General features: G+C 36.9%; 14 protein-coding genes. 3 read left to right on the plus strand and 11 right to left on the minus strand.

Translation table 11 applies throughout. From position 1 onward, the window contains the following. Positions 1 to 485 precede the first annotated feature (485 nt). From FTT89_RS13890 to FTT89_RS13900, 3 genes are all read left to right on the plus strand, one after another. A complete protein-coding gene (locus FTT89_RS13890; protein ID WP_180134373.1) occupies positions 486 to 7,160 on the plus strand; it encodes a carboxypeptidase regulatory-like domain-containing protein in 6,675 nt (2,224 codons plus the stop codon). Positions 7,161 to 7,250: 90 nt separating this feature from the next. Further along, positions 7,251 to 10,514 (plus strand): transglutaminase domain-containing protein, encoded by a 3,264-nt coding sequence (locus FTT89_RS13895; RefSeq protein ID WP_180007044.1) that lies wholly within the window; start codon positions 7,251 to 7,253, stop codon positions 10,512 to 10,514. Continuing rightward, positions 10,507 to 10,776 carry a hypothetical protein gene (locus tag FTT89_RS13900; protein ID WP_180007046.1) on the plus strand — a complete coding sequence of 90 codons (270 nt, stop codon included), beginning with the start codon at positions 10,507 to 10,509 and terminating at the stop codon, positions 10,774 to 10,776. Before FTT89_RS13895 ends, FTT89_RS13900 begins: the two co-directional genes overlap by 8 nt. Positions 10,777 to 11,088: 312 nt before the next feature. Here FTT89_RS13900 and FTT89_RS13905 read toward each other — a convergent pair whose 3' ends face one another. Genes FTT89_RS13905 through gspG form a run of 11 tightly spaced genes read right to left on the minus strand, consistent with a single transcriptional unit; the run spans position 11,089 to position 19,205 of the window. Beyond that, a complete protein-coding gene (locus FTT89_RS13905; protein ID WP_180007048.1) occupies positions 11,089 to 11,547 on the minus strand; it encodes a hypothetical protein in 459 nt (152 codons plus the stop codon). Continuing rightward, the gene (locus FTT89_RS13910; RefSeq protein WP_180007049.1) at positions 11,522 to 11,908 is read right to left on the minus strand and encodes a type IV pilin protein; all 387 of its coding nucleotides are present in this window, start codon (positions 11,906 to 11,908) and stop codon (positions 11,522 to 11,524) included. The genes FTT89_RS13905 and FTT89_RS13910 overlap by 26 nt, the downstream gene beginning before the upstream one ends. Continuing rightward, positions 11,895 to 12,371, minus strand: coding sequence for a type II secretion system protein (locus FTT89_RS13915; protein WP_180007051.1), 477 nt, complete (start codon positions 12,369 to 12,371; stop codon positions 11,895 to 11,897). Before FTT89_RS13915 ends, FTT89_RS13910 begins: the two co-directional genes overlap by 14 nt. Beyond that, on the minus strand, positions 12,371 to 14,167 hold the full coding sequence (locus FTT89_RS13920) for a hypothetical protein (protein WP_180007053.1): 1,797 nt from the start codon (positions 14,165 to 14,167) through the stop codon (positions 12,371 to 12,373). Before FTT89_RS13920 ends, FTT89_RS13915 begins: the two co-directional genes overlap by 1 nt. Positions 14,168 to 14,169: 2 nt before the next feature. Beyond that, on the minus strand, positions 14,170 to 14,685 hold the full coding sequence (locus tag FTT89_RS13925) for a hypothetical protein (RefSeq protein ID WP_180007055.1): 516 nt from the start codon (positions 14,683 to 14,685) through the stop codon (positions 14,170 to 14,172). After that, positions 14,682 to 15,167: a hypothetical protein gene (locus FTT89_RS13930; protein WP_180007057.1), complete on the minus strand. Its 486-nt coding sequence runs from the start codon at positions 15,165 to 15,167 to the stop codon at positions 14,682 to 14,684. Before FTT89_RS13930 ends, FTT89_RS13925 begins: the two co-directional genes overlap by 4 nt. After that, complete coding sequence (locus FTT89_RS13935; protein ID WP_180007059.1) at positions 15,164 to 15,625, minus strand: PilN domain-containing protein; 462 nt, start codon at positions 15,623 to 15,625, stop codon at positions 15,164 to 15,166. Before FTT89_RS13935 ends, FTT89_RS13930 begins: the two co-directional genes overlap by 4 nt. Beyond that, entirely contained in the window at positions 15,622 to 16,197 is a 576-nt protein-coding gene (locus tag FTT89_RS13940; RefSeq protein ID WP_180007061.1) for a hypothetical protein, read from the minus strand. Before FTT89_RS13940 ends, FTT89_RS13935 begins: the two co-directional genes overlap by 4 nt. Next, the gene (locus FTT89_RS13945; RefSeq protein WP_180007063.1) at positions 16,181 to 17,752 is read right to left on the minus strand and encodes a GspE/PulE family protein; all 1,572 of its coding nucleotides are present in this window, start codon (positions 17,750 to 17,752) and stop codon (positions 16,181 to 16,183) included. The genes FTT89_RS13940 and FTT89_RS13945 overlap by 17 nt, the downstream gene beginning before the upstream one ends. Beyond that, complete coding sequence (locus FTT89_RS13950) at positions 17,752 to 18,801, minus strand: type II secretion system F family protein (RefSeq protein WP_180007066.1); 1,050 nt, start codon at positions 18,799 to 18,801, stop codon at positions 17,752 to 17,754. The genes FTT89_RS13945 and FTT89_RS13950 overlap by 1 nt, the downstream gene beginning before the upstream one ends. Beyond that, positions 18,801 to 19,205, minus strand: coding sequence for a type II secretion system major pseudopilin GspG (gene gspG, locus FTT89_RS13955; RefSeq protein WP_257219612.1), 405 nt, complete (start codon positions 19,203 to 19,205; stop codon positions 18,801 to 18,803). Before gspG ends, FTT89_RS13950 begins: the two co-directional genes overlap by 1 nt. Positions 19,206 to 19,505: the final 300 nt, after the last annotated feature.

Consider the following 19,505-nt stretch of genomic DNA (forward strand, 5'->3'; position numbering starts at 1 on the left):
AGATTCATGCACGCATAGCCGTATTGAACAGATTTACAGAATTAGGTCGTCCTCATACTCAAGTGATCACTTGAGTTCTGTTCAAATGAGCAGAGTGCTGTCTTTTAAATCTTTGTGCAACAAAGCCGTTAAGCAATATTGCTTGAAGGGGAGTTTAGCAAAAGAAAAAAATAGATAAGTCCAAAAGTATAAAATCGAAGGAAAATTAAATTTTTTTAGCTCTAGTTGAGTCTTTACTGAAACAATGTAGATAGAAGCTTAATTCTTTTGAAGACTATGTATGAAAGCGAAACTAGCATGTATAGCAAAATAATAACGGAAACCTAAAGTTTGCGATTTTTGGTTGTTAAACGGCAAGATATTGATTAAATGAAATTTTAAAAATAAAGAACTAGAAAATTTTCTTGAATAAAAGTATTTCACTAATTATTATGTGCACAAAACTTGTACAAAAATCGACAAAACTAACAATATAAGGTTACATAATGATATTAAAAGCTTGGCAAAAACTTTTATTGGGTGTGGGGGTGTCAGCAGGTGGAGTACAATTCAGTACTGCTGGAGTTCAAGAAGGAATAACTTGGTTAAAGTCTTCTGAACAAACGAAAGTAGCAACTTCTTTGCAAGCTTTACATGAGAAGGTTGTAACGCTTGGAGCACATTCTATTTCTACAAATGTGGTCAATGTAAGACAACTACTTGAAGAAGAGCAAAGTACTGAAGCATTAGTGCGCGGAATTCTCATTTTAAAATTGCAAAATGAACCTACCGAACAATATTTAAGTCAGGTTTTAAAATATCAGAATGAAGATGGCGGCTTTGGTCATCTGTCTGGCTGGCAAAGTAATCCTTTGGATACAGCTTGGGTGTTATTAGCTCTAAAGCAGCTGAATTATAAAAATAATGATGTGATTTCTAGAGCTGTTGCCTATCTGGCCAGCCAGCAACGTTCATCAGGTGCTTTCCAGGTGGTATCACTTGATGAATATTATGTGACCGCCCACGCTTTAACAGCCTTAACTGAATATCTCAAAGACTATCCGCAATATAATGCAGTTGCTTTAAAAACCGTAAATTTCCTGGAATCCAAACAGATCAGTGATGGACACTGGGTGGAACATCAGGACCAACTATTTGTAGATGCTTTATTAAATGAAGCTATACATCCCTACCGTAATTCAGACCATCCTGCACGAGAGGCATTTAGAGCTGTAGTGCTGAACCAGCAGAATGCTGATGGCAGTTGGGCTCAGGATATCTATACTTCAGCAATTATTCTGCGTTCACTAAAAACCCAGTCTACCCCGGCTGTGAACCCGATCAGCTCTGGTATTAGCTTCAGCATAATTGATGCAGAAACGAAAGCAAACATTTCGGGTGCGACGGTAGCCAGTTCATCAGAAAGCACATCAGCTTTAACCGCTCAGACTGATGCTAATGGTTCGGTCGTATTTACCGATACCAAAGCAGGTGATTATCGCTTTACTATTTCTAAAGAAGGCTTTGGCAGTCTGATTTTCCAGGTTACTTTACGTCAGGGTGAAAGCTTAAACCTGGGCCAAATTGAGCTGACCCGTCAGGCCAATGTAACGACTGCTCTAGTACAAGGTCGAATCACCGATAAAACAACAGGTTTGCCGATTGATAATGCTGAGGTGAAACTGGTGAGCGGAATCACCACATTAAATGCAACCACGAATGCCGAAGGGCGTTATCAGATTACCATGCAGCAACCGGCTGCTTTTAGTGTAAGTGTCAATGCTAAAGGTTATGTAGGTGTTGGAGGTACAGGTACGGCCACAGCAGGAAGTACCTTTGACTTCTCTCCACAACTGCTGGATGAACAGAAAAACATTGGTTCTGTGAGCGGTAGAATTGTAGATGGACAGGAACAGGCTTTAGCAGATGTTGCTGTTCTGAGAAACGGAACTGAGGTGGAACGGACTGATAACCAGGGCCGTTTCAATCTGGTTGATATTCAGGCAGGTGCATTTACTCTTACATTTAGTAAAGAAGACTATTTTGGGCCGGGTGTAAGCATTAACCTGCCAGCAGGGCAGATTGCAGATGTTGGAACGATCCAGCTCTATCAAAAGGATGCAAATGATCCGGGACAGGATACTACAGTTGATACCGGTAAATTTGAGATTACCGTCGTCAATGCGAACGGTAATCTGATCAATAATCCAACCATTGTTGCCGAGAAGCTGGATGCCAGTGGCCAGGTTATTCAAAAACAGAGTTTTAGTGCTGAAAATGATGCTGCAAATAACCTGTTGCTAGCTGAACTGACGACAGGACGTTGGAGACTGACCGCATCACATCCAAGCTATCAAACCGGTTCTCCGGTGACATATACCTTAACCAAAGATCAAACCCAGAAAGTCCAGTTAAAACTCAATTTGCTGTCCTATGAAATGAAAGGTTATGTTGTTGATTCACAGACCAATAAAGCTATTTCAAATGCGACAGTAACTATCTACCGCCAAGACAATGGCCAGCAGCTGTTTACAGGCAAGACAGACGTTGCTGGTGGTTTTAGTGCAAAAAACCTGAGTATCGATCTGATCCGGATTCAGATTGCATCGACCCCACATTTAGGAACAACCCGATACTTCGATAAACAGTATGTAGAGGGTACGGTTGCTGATCTGGGAGAAATCCGTTTACGTCCATTATCCGCCGATACCAGTCTGCCTGACCTGAAAATTACTAAAACGGATAGCAGTGGGTTAACCACTGAGCAACAAAGCCTGGAAACGATAGGTACGTTAAAAGCGACCATTGGCAATGTAGGGAATAAGGCGTTTACGAAGACTCAGGAAGTTGAAATCCTAGCCTTTGCTGATACCAACAACAACCGTATTTTCGATGAAGGCGAGATTGTTCTGGGTAAGACAACCTTACCTCAGGGTCTGGATATTCAGGAAGAGATTGAGGTAAATATCCAGATTCAGGGTAAGTCCCTGTTCCGGGATGCACCGATTGGTGTCTGGGTGGACAGTACCAAACAGGTAGCGGAAAAGGATGAGTCCAATAATATTGCATTGACCAGTGATGCTGCCGAGATCAGGCCTGAAAAGGGGACACTTGATGCCGAAGTAGTTTGGCATTACGGGAAAACCACACCAACATCTACAGGTGATTCTAGTTATGGTTCATCTGAGTCAGCAGTAGCAGCACCTTTAGAAGATACCAATGGTGATGGCATTATTGGACCTGGGGATAAAGCAACAGTTTTATATGTAAACTATTTTGGACGTATAGTTGCTATTGATCCTAGTACTGGTCTTGAAAAATGGAATATCACTGGAGTGTCTAGTCATGCTTCTCCAACAATTGCTGATATTGATAAAGATGGTCTACCAGAGATTATTTTTAGAAAAAGTGGACAAATACATGTACATGATAATCTAGGAAAATTTAAAAAATCATGGGCAGCTTCAGGGGTATCTTTGACGAATGGTCAATATCCTATGGTTGGGGATTTGGATAATGACGGAATTCCTGAAATAGTATCCAATACAAATATCAGCCAATTTGAAAAAGGTACGTTAATTTCTAATACGGGTGTAGGAAATGCTTTAGCTTTAGCAGACCTTGATGGTGACGGAACTTTAGAAATCATTGGTACTACAGGAGTGGCTAAATATATAGGTGGTACGGTACCAACGGTTACGAGACTATTTAGTTATGCTTCAAAAAGTTATGCTGCTATAGCAGATATGTTTGGTACTGGCCAACCGAATATTATCACTACTGGTGATGGTTATTTCACAATTTTTTCTAAAACTGGACAGCAAATTGCAAGGTATGCGATTCCTAATGGTGGCTCAGGTGGTACACCAACCATTGCCGATTTTGATGGTGATGGCCAAGCAGATATGGGAGTTGCAGGAGCACGTGCATATACAGTAATGCGAAGTGATGGTAGTGTGATCTGGTCTATTCCAGTTCAAGATACATCATCCCAAATCACTGGGTCGAGTATTTTTGACTTTAATAATGACGGTAAGTTTGAAGTAGTCTATGCAGATGAAGACTATTTTAGGATTTATGATGCAGCAACCGGTGCTGAAATTTATAAATTGATTAATTCATCCCATACAGCTTCGGAAGCCCCTATCGTTATTGATGCAGATGCAGATGGACATGCTGATATTTTCATTGTTTCTAATAGAAGTGGAGGAGGTCGTGCAGGTTATACTGCGGGTCTTCGAATGATCTCTGGTAAGAACAAGGACTGGGCCAATACACGTAATATCTGGAACCAGTACAGCTATCATGTCACCAACATCAATGATGACCTTACTGTTCCAAGGCAGGAAGTTAACAGCTGGGATGCCCACAACACCTATCGTGCCAACCTGCTGCTGAACCAGAATGCAACAGCTGCCGCTGACCCGACTGCATCTTATATCCGTGTTAATGACAAGAGTAATTTTGGTCAAACACACTTTACTGTGCGCATTGGTAATGCTGGCGGTAAGACTATTCTGAAAGGCTTGCCGGTAAGCTTCTACAAACAGACGGCTGAACAGCAGGCTGCAGGGGATAAGGGTACACTGATTGGCATGGCTCAAACCAGTAAAGTACTGGCGGCTGGCGAATATGAAGACCTTTCTATCGATTATCTAGGTGACCTGACTGATTTTGGCGACATTGTTATTGTGGCTAATGATCCGGGAGCCAGCAGTGTAGCCAAGATCCAAGAATATACTGATCGCAATAATACAGCACGTCTGAATATCTCGGCTGGTGGATTTGAATCCTTCGGATTGAATGCATCTTTAGATAAACCAGAGTACCAAGCAACTGATACAGTCAAGATTTCTGCCAATGTCGAGAACATGGGGAGCTTCTCTAGTGAAGCTACAGTGCGTCACAGTATTTATGACCAGCAGGGTAACCTGATTGCAACGCTTCCAACTTATGAGGTTAACCTGAACTCTCGTAATAAAGGTACGTTCCAGGACCAACGTATTACTGACTGGCTCTTGACGGGTGTCTACAGTGGACAGTACCAGGTTAAGACCGAGTTATTGAAGAAAGGGATAACGATCGCGACAGCTACAAACAACTTAACCGTAGTGAGTGCAGCCGACGTCAATGGTCTGACAGATACCCGTATTTCTTCAGACAAGCAGCAATATCCAAGCAATGGCCTGGTGACTTTAGAAATGCAGTTGCAAAACACCTCCAGCAATGATCTGGGCGGTGAAACCACGGTTCTGACTGAAGTCTTTAACAGCCAGAATGAAAAAATATTTGAAAAGCAGGAAAGCTATAGCCAACTTGCTGCAAATGCACTGAAACAGTCCCATTACCAGTTACAGTTATCGAATGCAGTGAAAGGGAACTACAGTGTAGTTACCACCACGACGACTGCCGGTAATAGCTATACACGAACCACTAGCTTCGCAGTATTAAGTGCCGCACAGTCTGGCTTGGGTCTAGTGGGGGCATTGAGTGCAACACCAAATGAAGTGCCGATCGGTGAAAATGTCTTGCTGAATTTACAGGTTCAGAATACCGGTAATGAAGTCTGGAATAACTTGCCGCTGAATATCCGGATCTTCAAGAATGATGACCTTGAACCAGTCACAACACTGAGTACGACAGTTGGGCAATTGGCTCAAGCACAAGTGTATCAACAAGGTCTGAGTTGGAAAACATCAGGTAATAATGGAGATCGTATTACAGCGGCTTTAACTTATAAAACAGTCACAGGTGAGGAAAAGCCACTTGCACAAGCTAGCTTTAACCTGACACAAGTCCCAGTTGAAGTGAGCTTGCCAGACTACAAGAATGTCAATAACCAGCTCCTGGTGTATTACAGCTGTGAAGCGGGCTGGCATAAGTCTGTACTGAATTGGGCATTTGGCAAGTTTAACTACGCATGCTTCAGTGAGCGTGGCGCAACGTTAAACCGCTATTTGAATGAAATTAAAAAGGAAACTGGAATCAACTATAAGGTCACTTATAGTCCGCTTGAGTTCAAGAAACTCATGCGTAGTGGTTTGTATAATAACTACTGGGTATTGGGTGCTGTCGAGAAATTCGCAATTTCAACCAATGATGAAATCAGGGAATTAAGCTTTAACGGTGAATCGGTTCTGTTCGATAAAGGTATTCTGGACTGGACCAACTACGAGCTACTGAACCTGGCCGATATCCGTTACCGTGGACATATCCTGTTGTCCAAACGTGAAATGCAGTCTCATCAGCCTGTCTATGACAATACCAATCCGGTGGTAGAGCCGACAGGTGATACCTTGGCAATGTACCTGGGTGATCGTGCCAAAGTTACAGCCAGCTATGACGGACGCAACTGTCTGGGCTTTGACAAGGACTGGATCAGAAATGTGGAAACCATTGTCGACCTCAAGTTCTATGTCTGCAACCATGCGCATAAATATCCGGCGGTCGTTACCGCTGACTATGGTGATGGTAAACCTCTGGCGTTATCTTTTGACTTGCTACGTAGTCTGGCAACGGATGGTCAATCCTCCACGAATAAGAAAGATGCATGGAAGAACTTGCTAAAACAAAGTCTGTCCTACCAGCAAGTTGATGCGACCAAACGTATGAGTTATGCACCACAAGAACCAGTGCATTTGATTGTCAAGCTGAGTGCAAATGCCAATACACAAGCTACTGTGGTGGTACAGCTACCGGCCAATGCGAAATGGTTAGGTCAAGGTACTGTGACTAATAATCAAGTGAAGGTGGTGACCAATCTGACTCAGGAGGAAAACCAGAATCTGCATTTACCGATTGCCTTGCCGACAGGTTCAGGAACTCATGCAATTAAGGTAACTGTTTATAACGGTACAGATACCACTGCCCAGCCAATAGACAGCAAGGAATACCGCTTCCTGGTTCGTGGGGTCAGCGATCGTCTGAGCTTATTAGATCAGCGTGTCCGTCAATGGAGTCCTCGTCTTGCAGATATTACCGAGGTTGCTGCAATCAAGACCTTAATCAGTACTGGTAAGTTGAAACAGTCTTTAGGCTTGCATGACACAGCCATCGCAGCCTTTGCAGAAGCTGGCGGGATCATGGACCGTTTGAAATACATTGATGCCAAGCCGGCGAGAAAAGAGCTGGATGAACTGATCCGTACCTTGCAGATTCAGTGGTATCACTCCAATCCATAAGAAAGGGAAAGCTTGGGCTGTTTCTAAGGAAATAGTTCAGATTAAATATATTTAACTCAAGGTAAATTTAAAATAAGAACTGGTGAAATAATGAAATTTAATACCAACTTTAAACGCTGGATAGCAGGGACGATCGTGCTATGTCATGCTGGGGTATTGGCTGTGCCAGCAATGGCGGCCGTTGAACAAGAGGCTTTTGGCCGTGCGAAACCGGGAACAGAAGGGTCGGTGAGCCAATCAGATCTTGAGCGTTTACAGGAACTTGTCAAACATATGCAAATGCGTTTGAAAGATTTCACGCCACAAGCGAAAGCAACTACTGCCAAAGTTAAAGAGCTGAATCAACAAAAACAAGCGTTGCAAAGCAAAACTGCGCAGCAGATTTTAGAGTTAAGAAGTAATATTGCATCAGAAACAGCGAAAGCTGTGGCAGATCTACGTGCAGAAGCAAAATTATTTAAAGATAAAACCATTGCACAACGCCAGGAGCAAACTGCAAAGCTAATTGAACAGCGTCAGACTATCATGGAAGGCCTTTTTACTAAGCTTGCTGATGCAAAAGATGATACATCTCGTAATGTAGTACTCGAAGAAATCACACAACAAATGGCTCAATGGGAACCTAAAAAGCTTCAACGTGATTTTAAAGAACTTCCTTGGGGACGTCCTGACAGTAAGGTTTCAGCACCAGTAACAGCACAAGATTTTAAAAAACTAGGTCCAGCTCTTGAGTCTTATCAGGTAAAAGCTTCAGAAAAACTTATCGTTAATCCACTTTATAAAGCACAAAAAGACATTAGCAGCTTAAGTCCTGATGAAATCTGGAAACAAGCGACACCTACAGTATTAACCACATCTAGTGTTGGCCAATGGCAGAAAATTGCATTTAATGGCATGACATTATCTGATCAGAATAAATGGCCTGTACTTGCTTCGCTTCCGGTTGCAACATTAGCTGAAGATTTAAAAGCCAATGAAGATGTACAAATTACTCAAGAGATCAAAGATCTTGCGAAAGATTTAGATCATAACCCTGCAAAAATTTATAAATGGGTTTATGACAATATTGAATTCGTTCCAACCTATGGTTCGATCCAAGGCTCAGCTTATACTTTAGAAACTAAACGCGGAAATGCAACTGATACCAGTAGTTTATTAATTGCTTTATTACGTGCGTCAGGTATTCCAGCACGTTATGTGTCCGGAACCATTGATGTTCCTGCTGAAGTGGCCAAAGATTGGGTAGGTGGTGTAAATAACCTCAGTGCTGCAGGGAACTTGATTGGGCAAGGCGGTGTTCCAAGCGTTATTATGATGAATGGTGGTAAAGAAAGCCATTTACGTATGGAGCACATTTGGGTTGAAGCCAAAATGGACTTTATACCTGGTAAAGGAGCAGTCCAAACGAGTGGTCAAAATAATCCAAATATTGAAGATAGTTGGGTGCCTCTAGATGCGAGTTATAAACGTTACGAACGTACCCAAGGAATTGATTTAACTAAAGCTGTACCTTTTGATTCTCAAGCCTTCATTAATGAGGCAAAACAAGGAGCAATTCTTGATGAAAGTATAGGAAGCGTTCAAAGCATTAATCAAGTTAATGTCCAAAAAAGGCTAACTAGTTATCAAAGCCGTGTAGAAGCGTATATAGAGCAAAATTCTGACTCAAACACAGTTGGTAATATTTTAGGCACAGCTAAAATTAAGCCTTATAAGAGTAAAACTCTTAGCCCAGTCTTACCTTATCAAGTTATTGCTGTAGTACGCGATTATCATACATTACCGGATAGCATGCGTCATTATTTTCATATTAATATGTTTGGAGATATCTATAGTCAGTTAGAGGGCACTACGGATTTTAATTTCAAAATAGCTAGTACTCAATTACAAGGTAAACCATTAGCACTATCTTTTAAGCCTAGTAGCCCGATAGATGCAAATATGCTTTTAAATTATTCTCCTACCTTAGATACTAATGGTGATATTGATCCAAATAAATTAGCAAAAACTTTGCCTAGTAGTATTAATATGACTGCAGAAGTAACTTTAAATGGTCAAGTATTAAAGACAGGAAAAAGCTATCCATTAGGCACCGAAATACAAGCACAAATTGGATTTATTAGCCCTAATAATAATTGGCAATTACCTAACAAACAATTTCAAGCGGGTGAATATCATGCAATTGGCTATAATATGCAAGGACTAAGTCAAGGACAAATACAACGTACTATCGATCAGATAAAAAATCTTCAAAATAAAATTGGAAGTGGGAAAACAGAAGAAATAATAAGTCTTAGCCGTCATGATATAACGGGCTCTATTTTACAAGCAGTTATTCAAAGTTATTTCATCACAAATGATACGCAAGATAATATTACTGCTAGTCAAGCAAATATTATTAGGAATTCTTATATGAGTTTCGGAACCTATTCAACTAATATACAGGGTGTATATAGTTGGGGGGTGTTAAGGAATGCAAGATCTGGTGGAATGATGATGGATATTGATCGTATTTCATCAAGTTCTGTAGACAAGGATAATAATAATCAAAATTGGAGAATATTTAACCAGTCGCAAGGCCCTCGAATGAGTGTAAATGAACACTTGGTACCAGAGCAATTCTTTAATAATGAGAATAATTCTATAAAAAATGTAGAAGGTATCAGTGCTGTAAAAGCATTACAAATTGCTTTACAGATGGGTCAAAAGATTTATCAAATTGACAAAACTAATATTAATACAATTATTCCCCAACTTAACCACACTAGTGAAACCATCAATGATATCAGAAATGCCGTTGCTGCTGGAAAAGTAATTACTACTAGTCAAAGTAATGTTAATGTTAATGGTTGGTCAGGGAGTGGGTATATAATCCTTGATCCAAATACAGGAGCTGGCGCTTACATGATTGGTGGGGGAGCTGATGGGGGCGTGGTTTGGCCTATTTTAGGTGGTGGATTTGGAGGGATGTTTGATGGACTATTAAAAGAATATAAATCAGATAGCCTAAATCGTAGCCTGCAAAAATTTTCATATCCTGCTTTGGAAGGTATCGTCAAATCGTTAACTGTAATATCTTTACTATTAGAAGTAATAAATGCGGTAACGGATCCTGATATGTCAACTACTAAAAAAGTTGCTACAATAATTACTGCAACAGCTGGAAGTATAATTGCATATTCAATAGGAGCATTTGCCGCGAGCTTATTCCTTCCTGGTTTAGGTACACTTGCTTTATTAATAGTAGTCAATATGTTGGTTGCACTTATGCTTTCTCTTGCAACGCAGTACTTATTAAATCTGATAACATTTAGATATTATTTAAAATTAAATAAAGAGCAAAATTATGTATAAAAAAATTGTATTTATTTTTTTAACTATATTATGCTTTTTAATAAGTTTATTTATATATAATGAATTTATACCAAAGTTCATTACTATATCAGATGGGTGGAATGCTTATGGTAAGTATTTTATTGTATTATTGATTCCGCTTTTGGGATATATAGAAAATATTTTTATATGGCGACATGTTAATTTTATTCATAATGGCCAAGTTATTGCCCCTATTTCTTTAGGTTTTTTATCTAGCTTAGCAATTTATGTAAGTTTATAATTTATTATTATGAAATAAAGAATGATATAAATATAAAATTATATCATTCTTTTATTTTTTTGATTATTATTATGGTTTTGAATGATTTTTTATTAGATATTCATAATGGATAATTCTATATGGCTTTGTTGCACAAAGATTTCATAACTATATGATTTTAAAAGTTTTGATTATTTTTTGATCCAAAATTAAATTTATTTAAATCAGATGCTTACATATTTATGCAACAAAGCCAATATCAGGCCAAATATTTTTTCTCTATGAGAGTGTTTTCCAGGCTGAGAAATTATTAGAAATTATCGCTTTATATTTTTATGATTGCACATTAATTAAAGTTACTGTGAAATTTAAATTATTATAATTTTTAGATTTATATATTTCTCTAATCTTATTATTCATAATTTTACCCTTTGCAAGGGTTTTTACGCCTGTAATTTGGTGTTGTTCATCATAAGTATAAACAAAACTTTGCTGAGTCAAAGGGTCCTTATATAACTGTCTTAAATAACGTTTACAAGGATAAGCTGGACCATCACATAGCAGCTGTTTAATATCTATTGGCAATGTCTGCTTATCTTTATAATAATTTTCTATTGCCTTTACATATAATTCAGCGGTATAAATGAAATCCTGCTCTTTTAAGCGCTTGGCTTGCGTAGAGGTTACCTCAATATAGCTACCCAGTAAAATGCCATAAATTAAAATAAACCATAGAAAAAATACATAAGTCATACCTTGTTGTGACTTACCATGACTGATATTGCGTACCATCAGTAGCCACTCCTTGAGCACTGCTTTTTACATCATAAACAACCTGTTCACCGTCCATAGAGACATAAATTGCCTGCCAATTGGTTTGTTTGGTAATAGGATCGACGGGTAAATGACGTAAGTATTTTTCATTGACCAGTTCATCTAAATGCCGAGGATAACGACCTTTATCGGCATAAAAGCGGTCTATAGAAATGCGTATAGTCGCCAAATCACTTTTTAATGCTGACTCTTCGGCTTTATCTAAGCTTTTAATATAGCGGGGCATGACAACTGCAACAAGTGAGGCAATAATGACTAATACAATCAATAGCTCAACTAGGGTAAATCCTTTATTATTTTTTTTCTTACCAGGAATCATAACGGCTACCATCTAAAGCTGTTTTTTTACTTTTGGAATAGACATCATAGACATCATCACCTTCTTCAGGGGCATCAGGAGGACTTGAATAGCTACGTAGTCCCCAAGACTCCTCATGTGTTAATCCATCAGGAGCAAAGGGATCAGTAGGAATACGACGTAAAAAATAAACTTTACGTCCTTTCGCATCTTTTAAATCAGGGACACCTTCAACTAAATCATTTAAAGTTTTAGGATAACCCGAACTATCTGCAGGCATATAAATCCGGCCTTCATCCACAGCTTGTTTATAATTATCTAAAGCAGTACGAATTTGCATTAAAGCTTCTTTCAGTTCTCGTTCTTGACGTCTTTTCTGATCAATCTGAATCAGTGGAAAAGCCATAGAGGCGATAATCGCGACTAAGGTCAAGGTGACTAGCATTTCAACTAAGGTAAAACCTCGTATACGACGCTGTTGCATTATTTGACTTCCACACTTTTACTCATGGACTGATGTCCTAGTTCAGGGTGTGAACTATCTAAGGAAATATCACCTCGTCCAGTGTATCCTGGCAAAGGTTGCAAGGTGAGTAATGCAATAGATTGTTGAGAGAGATTCTCTCCAATGGTGATTTCTACGCCTTCAAGTGTCGTGTTGTAATGAACAGATTGTTGAGCCTTGGTCATTAAACGCACATCAGATAAATTAAAAGCATTCCGATCAAACTTAATCAGTAATTTACTGTCTTTAGCTAATTTTTCACTTTCAACCAAAACATTTAAAGGATCTGTTTTTACAATATTCTCAGGTAGACTCAAATTTACAATATTGCCTGGGCTATGAGCATAATTAGATGTTTGTGCCATTTGTGTTGGAGCTGAGACAGCAATGTAATTTTGTGGCGTATCTATGGATTGCCCCGTGACTTCCCCTTTGAATCTTGCAGTAGAAGTTTCGTTATGGTCGAGTGTAATGTAATTCTGAGTACCCGAATAAAAAGCTTCTGTATAATTTAAGCGGTCCGTATTTTTCCTAATAATTTTTGGAGTAATAGAAAGTAAGATTTCGGAGCGACTTTTATCGGCGGATCGACTTGAAAATAAACGTCCTAATACTGGTATTCTGCCTAAACCTGGCACATTGACATGGCTGTTTCGTTCTTGTTCTCGAATTAACCCTGCAAGAACTTCAGTTTCCCCATCTTTCAATTGTAATACCGTATTAGCATTACGAGTACCAATTTGATAGGTCAGAAGTCCAGTATTGGTACGAATCTCTTTCACAATATTGCTGACTTCCAAAGATACCTTGATTCCAATTTCATCATTAATCTGAATTTCTGGTTGTACTTCTAATGTTAATCCTACATCCAAGTAGCTTACAGATTCAGTTACAGCACTTGAAACTTGGTTCATGGTTGATGTAATAACCGGAACTTTATCACCGACCACAATTTTTGCTTTTTCTAGGTTTTTAACACGTAGCGAAGGCCTAGCTAAAAGATTGACCTTGCCTTTCGTATCTTGCAAATTTAATGTAACTAATGGAGATACTCCGCCTACTGCAAGAGTATCCTTATTTAGATTTAACAGGTCACGTATAACCAGGCTCGTATTTTTTTCGGTTGTACTCAGGGCTGATAGTGAAACTTGAGAAGGTAAAGTAATACCTAAATTAGTAAGATCTTCATGACTAACTTCGAAAACTTTCACTTCCAGAATCACTTCTGAATCTGGATGATCATAAGTCTGAATAAGTTTTTCTGCTGCAGTCAAAATATCGAGTCGATCTCGTAAAGTAATTAAACGGTTTTTTTCATCCGTATAAATAAACTTAGGATTTAGAATAGTCTTCAAAACTTCCTGAATTTTTTTTGTGTCGCCATTTTTTAAAACAAAAGTTTTAACTTTAAGGTCTTCATATTGCTGTACTTTATCAGCACTATCATTATAGATAAGATATGTGTTTTGATTAATTATTTTATATCGTAATTTACTCGTCTTTAAAATTAGATCCATAGTTTCTAGTAAAGTAGCATCTTGTGCATAAATTGTTGTTTTTAAATCTGAACTTACATCACTATCAAAAATAAAATTTACACCAGCTGTTTGAGCGACTACATCCATTACTTGTCGAACATTTGCATCTCTAAAATTAATAGATACTTTTTTGTCAAGAAAAGTATGTTCATTGTTTGCAGTTAAATTGGCATAAGTGAAAGGACTACCAAATAAGCAGCTAAGGATTAACGCGTTAAATAAATAATTTTTTTTCATTGCTATATATTTAATACAAAAAGTTGATTAGAAATTTGGTCAAAAATAGTGATTTGATTTTCTTGGATAGATTCGATTTTCCAACGTTGAGAGACAATATCACCCTGTGACAAAACTAAGGTTTGGTCTTCAAATGTCAGAAACACTTTTTTGACTCCACCCGCATCAATCATTTGCCCCGTATAAATTAAATTTGGAGGAGAGAGGGGAGGAGGCTCAATAAACTGCGGCAGAGGAATTACTTGCTGGCTCTTTTTTTCTTTAGTAATGACAATTTCTTTTGTTTCGGCTTTCTTAGTTACGGGTACAATTATAAACTGTTGTGGCTGATTCAACTCTTCTAATAGGATTTGATCTACTGCAGGAGACATTGTAAACGGTGGTATAGATTCTATACTTTGCTGATGTGTATCTATATCTAGAACAATCTCTTCGACTGGATCAGGTATTAACCATGTAGCTAAAGTCAAAGCAAGTGTAATAATTAAAGCAATAATAAAACTAACGGTACGAATCATGAGGCTACCTTTACTTGCCAAGTAATTAAGAGTTCAGGTGCTCTATCACGTTCATTTTGTGTAATCGTAATATTCAGGAGTTCTAGATTGCTAAAAGTTTGTAAGTATTTGCTAACTTTAAGAAAAGGTTTAACTTCTCCTTCTAATTGAAATTGTATTTGTTCTGATTTTTGATCATATTTACTATCTATAACCTGGATTTCTTCTTGTTGATAAAACTTTGCAACTTCAACTAAAGGAGTTCCTGCTAATACTTTATCTTGAAGGGGCAATAAAGCACTATTTTGAATTTTCTTTTGTTGTATAGCAGAAGAAATCTCCTCATGATACTGATTTAGAAGATGAAGATTTTTTTCATATTGAGGAATGACTAGACTATAAATAAATAGAATGAAAAAAATAAAAAATAAAATTCCTGCATCTAAAGGATGCAATTGGTACAATTTTTTTTCAATTTCCCAATATATTTTTTTTCGGTTCATAGCTGACCTTGTAATCTGAATTCCATATGAAATGTCTTGCTATTACGATCCATAGCAGCCGAAGTAACATTGATATATTTGAATATATTTTCTTGATTTAAATCAGTTTTTAATTGGTCAACATCTTCTATGGATTGAGCAAATCCCTGAATAAAGATCTGTTGAGTCTGTTGTTTATAATCAATTTGTTTAAGCTGAATCACATTATTAGGATAGAATATCATTCGTTCTATTTCAGCTAAGTTTATTCCTGATTTTTTATTCTCCTGCGTAGAAATATGGCTTAATTCTTGATATTGCTGTTGTAACTGGAAAAGTTCTTCTTGTTGGCGATCTACTAAATTTTTAAGATTTATAGATTTATACACCATTAATGATGATAGTCCCGCACATAGGATTAGGATGAGAGAACGAAAAATATGTTGGTATTTATTCTTTTTATAAATATAAAAACTCATATATCTTTTTCCAGTAAATGAAAGTGACTGGCTTCATTCACATTTTTATTCTTTTGAATTACTTGATGTAATTGGCCATCAACATGAATAAAGTGTGTCTCTAAAGAGGTCTCTTTAAAACAGAAATTATTTTCACGAGATTTCTGGAAATATATAAAAGAAGCTAAAGGCAAAATTTCAATATGATCTAAACTATTGAACTTAAAATTGTTTATAAAATTATTATACCAATCCCTTTCAACTGCTACGACAAGATAAGGCAAATCAAACCTAGGCTCATCACAAAAAAAACAATATTGAGCCACATTCAAGTGCGGAAAATATAATTTGAACCGTTGCTCTGCTTGTTGTTGAAAGCGTTTTGGTGAGTACTGTACTTCTGCAGGGTTTATAAAAATTTTATAGCACTCCGCAGCCAAAAAAACTTTACATATATTTGGAAATTTAAAAGATGGATCTTCTTTTAAATCATTGAAACTTCCTAACTTGATTAGATTATTCGATTCAATTCGATAAATCTCATATTGAGATACATAATATTGAGATATTTTTTTCTTATTGGAAGGTAACACGATTCACCTCCTCTAAAGTAGTTTCTCCTGTATCTACTAAACTCATTGCATAATCTCTCATAGAGAGCAATCCATGCTGAGAGCTTATTTGTTTCATTTCACGGATTGAGGCTTTATTAATAATTAGCTCTTTTAACTCGTCATTCAAAACTAAGATTTCTGCAATTGCTTTACGGCCTTTATAGCCAGTATGGTTACATTCAGAACATCCCATTGCTAGGAACTCATAGGTTCCATTTGGTTTCTTACAGTGTTTGCATAACAAACGTATAAGCCGTTGAGCTACAATTCCATTTAATGCACTAACAAGATTATATTGATCGATTTCCATGTGCTGGAAACGCCCAATTACATCAAAAACATGATTAGCATGAACAGTGGTGAAAACTAAATGTCCTGTCAAAGCGGCTTGAATAGCAATTTCTCCGGTTTCTTTATCCCGAATTTCGCCTACCAGGATTTTGTCAGGATCATGTCTTAGAATTGAACGTAGCCCCTTCGCAAAAGTCAGCCCTTTTTTTTCATTTATAGGAATTTGTAATGCATTATTAAGAGCATATTCCACAGGATCTTCTACTGTAATAAGCTTTTCATAAGACTTTAATGTTTCATTAATTAAGGCATAAACAGTAGTCGTTTTCCCTGAACCTGTAGGTCCTGTTAATAACACCATGCCATATGGTTGACTTGCAATTTGTCTTAACTGACCCTGAAAGTCTGGTGGATATCCCAAGTCGTTTAATGAAAGCTGTTGTCCTTCTTTTAATATCCCATCTTTATCCAGGATTCTTAAAACAGCGTCTTCTCCAAAGACTCCAGGCATAATTGAAACACGGAAGTCGAGAATTTTATGTTCAAGATTTACACTAAAACGTCCATCTTGAGGAATACGACGTTCACCAATATCCAATTCAGCCAAAACTTTAATTCGTGAAACAATTTGCTGAATTAAGGCATAATTTTGAATTTTTTTAATAGAAATTAAGATACCGTCTAAACGATAACGAATATGTAAACCACCTGCATAGTTCTCAAAATGGATATCACTAGCCTTTTGTATATAAGCTTCATATAATGTTGAGTTGACTATTTGTATAACTTCATTCTCAGCATTTGCAATACTGCTTAAACTTAATATTTCAATATTTTCATTTTGTAGATCAGCATGTAAAGAGTGGTTTTCTTCATTCTGAGAAGAAGAAAAGCTTTGTATTTTTTGCAAATAATGTTTAATAAAAACAATACTAGAGAAATAAATATCTACCTTTTCTTCAGTAGGTTTTAAGAGAGAATGTAGACTGTTATGCCAAGGGGAAGGCAAAATCAGGATAAATTGACCTTTATACTCAGCTAATAAAATTTTATAACGATACATTTCCTGATAACTAAGTAATTGATCAGTGATTTGTATTTGATGCTCTTCAAAAAAAGGAATTTGATAAATTTCTTCTATATAAGATTGCCAGTCTCCAGGCCGGAAAGATTTAATAGTAGAAATCCAGTCTTGATTAGTTAGAGCTAATTGCTCAAGCTCACTTAATTTACTTGCATTCATTAAAGTGATCCAACCATATCAAAAATAGGTAAATAAAGGAGAATCACGATCATGCCCACAAATCCCCCAATGGCAATCATAAGAACGGGTTCAATGACTTTAGATAATTTATCGATAAAACGAGAAACCTCGAGATCATGAAAATCTGCTGTTTTAGCAAGCATGCGGCTAATATTGCCATTTTTCTCACCGCTTTTAATTAAGCGACTTGCAATAGGTGTTGTAAGTTGGTGTTGCTCAAGTAAGAGGCTAAAAACTTCACCTTGTTTTAGACCTTGATTAATACCTTCAATTCTGTGTTTGAAATCTTCATTCAATGTTTCCTTACATGTATCAAGTGCCGAGATTAACGGATATCCTCCATCCAACATCAAGCTTAATGCTCGATAAAATCTTGTTAATATAACTGCATTATAATAATAGGAAATTCTTTTAAATTTAAGGAAATAAGTTATTGAATTTTTTATAATACTTTTCCTAAAATAAAAAATAGTTCCTAATAAAATTATAAAAGTAATGATTGTATATATCTTATATTGATAAATAAAATTTCCCAATTTAATCAATAAATTAGATAGTAGTGGGAGATTTAAGTCTAAATCATTATAAATGAGTGAAAATTTTGGAATTAAATAAAGCAATAGAAATGTAAAGATGACAAAGCCAATCACTAAAACTGTTAAAGGATAAATTGATGCGCTCGTAATTTTATTTTTGAGTACATTAATGTTCTCCATATAAGTCAAATATCGTTCTAAGCCTAAGCTTAATTGCCCTGTTTGCTCAGTAGATTTAACTGTAGCAATCAGAAGCTTAGGGAATATTTCTGGTTGATGAGTTAAGCTCTGCGAAAAACTAAAACCAGCTTTTAAATCTTGATAAATTGGATATAAAACTGCTGTATAGACTTCACCTCGATCAAGTAAAGTCTGAATAACTTCGATAATACTTAAACCTGATTCGAGTAGGGTTTTAAATTCATAAAGAAAAATATTGACATCAAAACTCGAATTATAGTTTTTGATACTGGAGAAGTTAATCTGCAACATTACCAATTACCTATATCTTGATCGTCACCTTCGCCGCCTTCTTTTTTATCTTTCCCAAAAGAGAACACATCGTATTCATTATTATGTGCTCCTGGTTCAGCATACTGATAAGGCATACCCCAAGGATCATTAGGTACTGATTTCTTTAAATATGGCCCATTCCAACCCTGTAAATTAGTAGGGTTCGTAAGAAGAGCTTGTAAGCCTTCTTGAGAACTAGGGTAGCGCCCCGTATCTATACGGAAATTATCAAGGGCTTTTACAAAGGTATCAATTTGTGCCTTGGCAGTAGTTGTTTCAGATTTATTGATATTCTTAAAAAGTTTAGGACCTACAATACCTGCAAGTAAACCAATGATAACTACTACAATCAGAAGCTCTAAGAGTGTAAACCCTGATTTCATTATTTTCATATTGTTTAAATTATGTGTGAATTGTGTAAAAATTTTACCATAATAATAGAATAAAAAAATAGATCAAAATTTAAACCTTAGTTCAATTTTTTTAACGTATATATTTATTGAAATAATTTTCATGCTATAGATGCTACAAGTTTTATTTTTTTCTATTATTAAAAGGCTTTGTTGCACAAAGATTTAAAAGACAGCACTCTGCTCATTTGAACAGAACTCAAGTGATCACTTGAGTATGAGGACGACCTAATTCTGTAAATCTGTTCAATACGGCTATGCGTGCATGAATCT

Origin of the sequence: Acinetobacter sp. YH01025, assembly GCF_013420185.1 — a bacterium.
Taxonomy (GTDB): Bacteria; Pseudomonadota; Gammaproteobacteria; order Pseudomonadales; family Moraxellaceae; genus Acinetobacter; species Acinetobacter indicus.

Excerpts from the sequence above, each read along its gene's own strand:
- FTT89_RS13930 (WP_180007057.1), bottom strand. The coding sequence starts at position 15,167 with ATGAACCGAAAAAAAATATATTGGGAAATTGAAAAAAAATTGTACCAA.
- FTT89_RS13950 (WP_180007066.1), bottom strand. The coding sequence starts at position 18,801 with ATGTTGCAGATTAACTTCTCCAGTATCAAAAACTATAATTCGAGTTTT.
- FTT89_RS13905 (WP_180007048.1), bottom strand. The coding sequence starts at position 11,547 with ATGGTACGCAATATCAGTCATGGTAAGTCACAACAAGGTATGACTTAT.
- FTT89_RS13890 (WP_180134373.1), top strand. The coding sequence starts at position 486 with ATGATATTAAAAGCTTGGCAAAAACTTTTATTGGGTGTGGGGGTGTCA.
- FTT89_RS13895 (WP_180007044.1), top strand. The coding sequence starts at position 7,251 with ATGAAATTTAATACCAACTTTAAACGCTGGATAGCAGGGACGATCGTG.
- FTT89_RS13935 (WP_180007059.1), bottom strand. The coding sequence starts at position 15,625 with ATGAGTTTTTATATTTATAAAAAGAATAAATACCAACATATTTTTCGT.
- FTT89_RS13915 (WP_180007051.1), bottom strand. The coding sequence starts at position 12,371 with ATGCAACAGCGTCGTATACGAGGTTTTACCTTAGTTGAAATGCTAGTC.
- FTT89_RS13945 (WP_180007063.1), bottom strand. The coding sequence starts at position 17,752 with ATGAATGCAAGTAAATTAAGTGAGCTTGAGCAATTAGCTCTAACTAAT.
- FTT89_RS13925 (WP_180007055.1), bottom strand. The coding sequence starts at position 14,685 with ATGATTCGTACCGTTAGTTTTATTATTGCTTTAATTATTACACTTGCT.
- FTT89_RS13920 (WP_180007053.1), bottom strand. The coding sequence starts at position 14,167 with ATGAAAAAAAATTATTTATTTAACGCGTTAATCCTTAGCTGCTTATTT.
- FTT89_RS13910 (WP_180007049.1), bottom strand. The coding sequence starts at position 11,908 with ATGATTCCTGGTAAGAAAAAAAATAATAAAGGATTTACCCTAGTTGAG.
- FTT89_RS13900 (WP_180007046.1), top strand. The coding sequence starts at position 10,507 with ATGTATAAAAAAATTGTATTTATTTTTTTAACTATATTATGCTTTTTA.
- gspG (WP_257219612.1), bottom strand. The coding sequence starts at position 19,205 with ATGAAATCAGGGTTTACACTCTTAGAGCTTCTGATTGTAGTAGTTATC.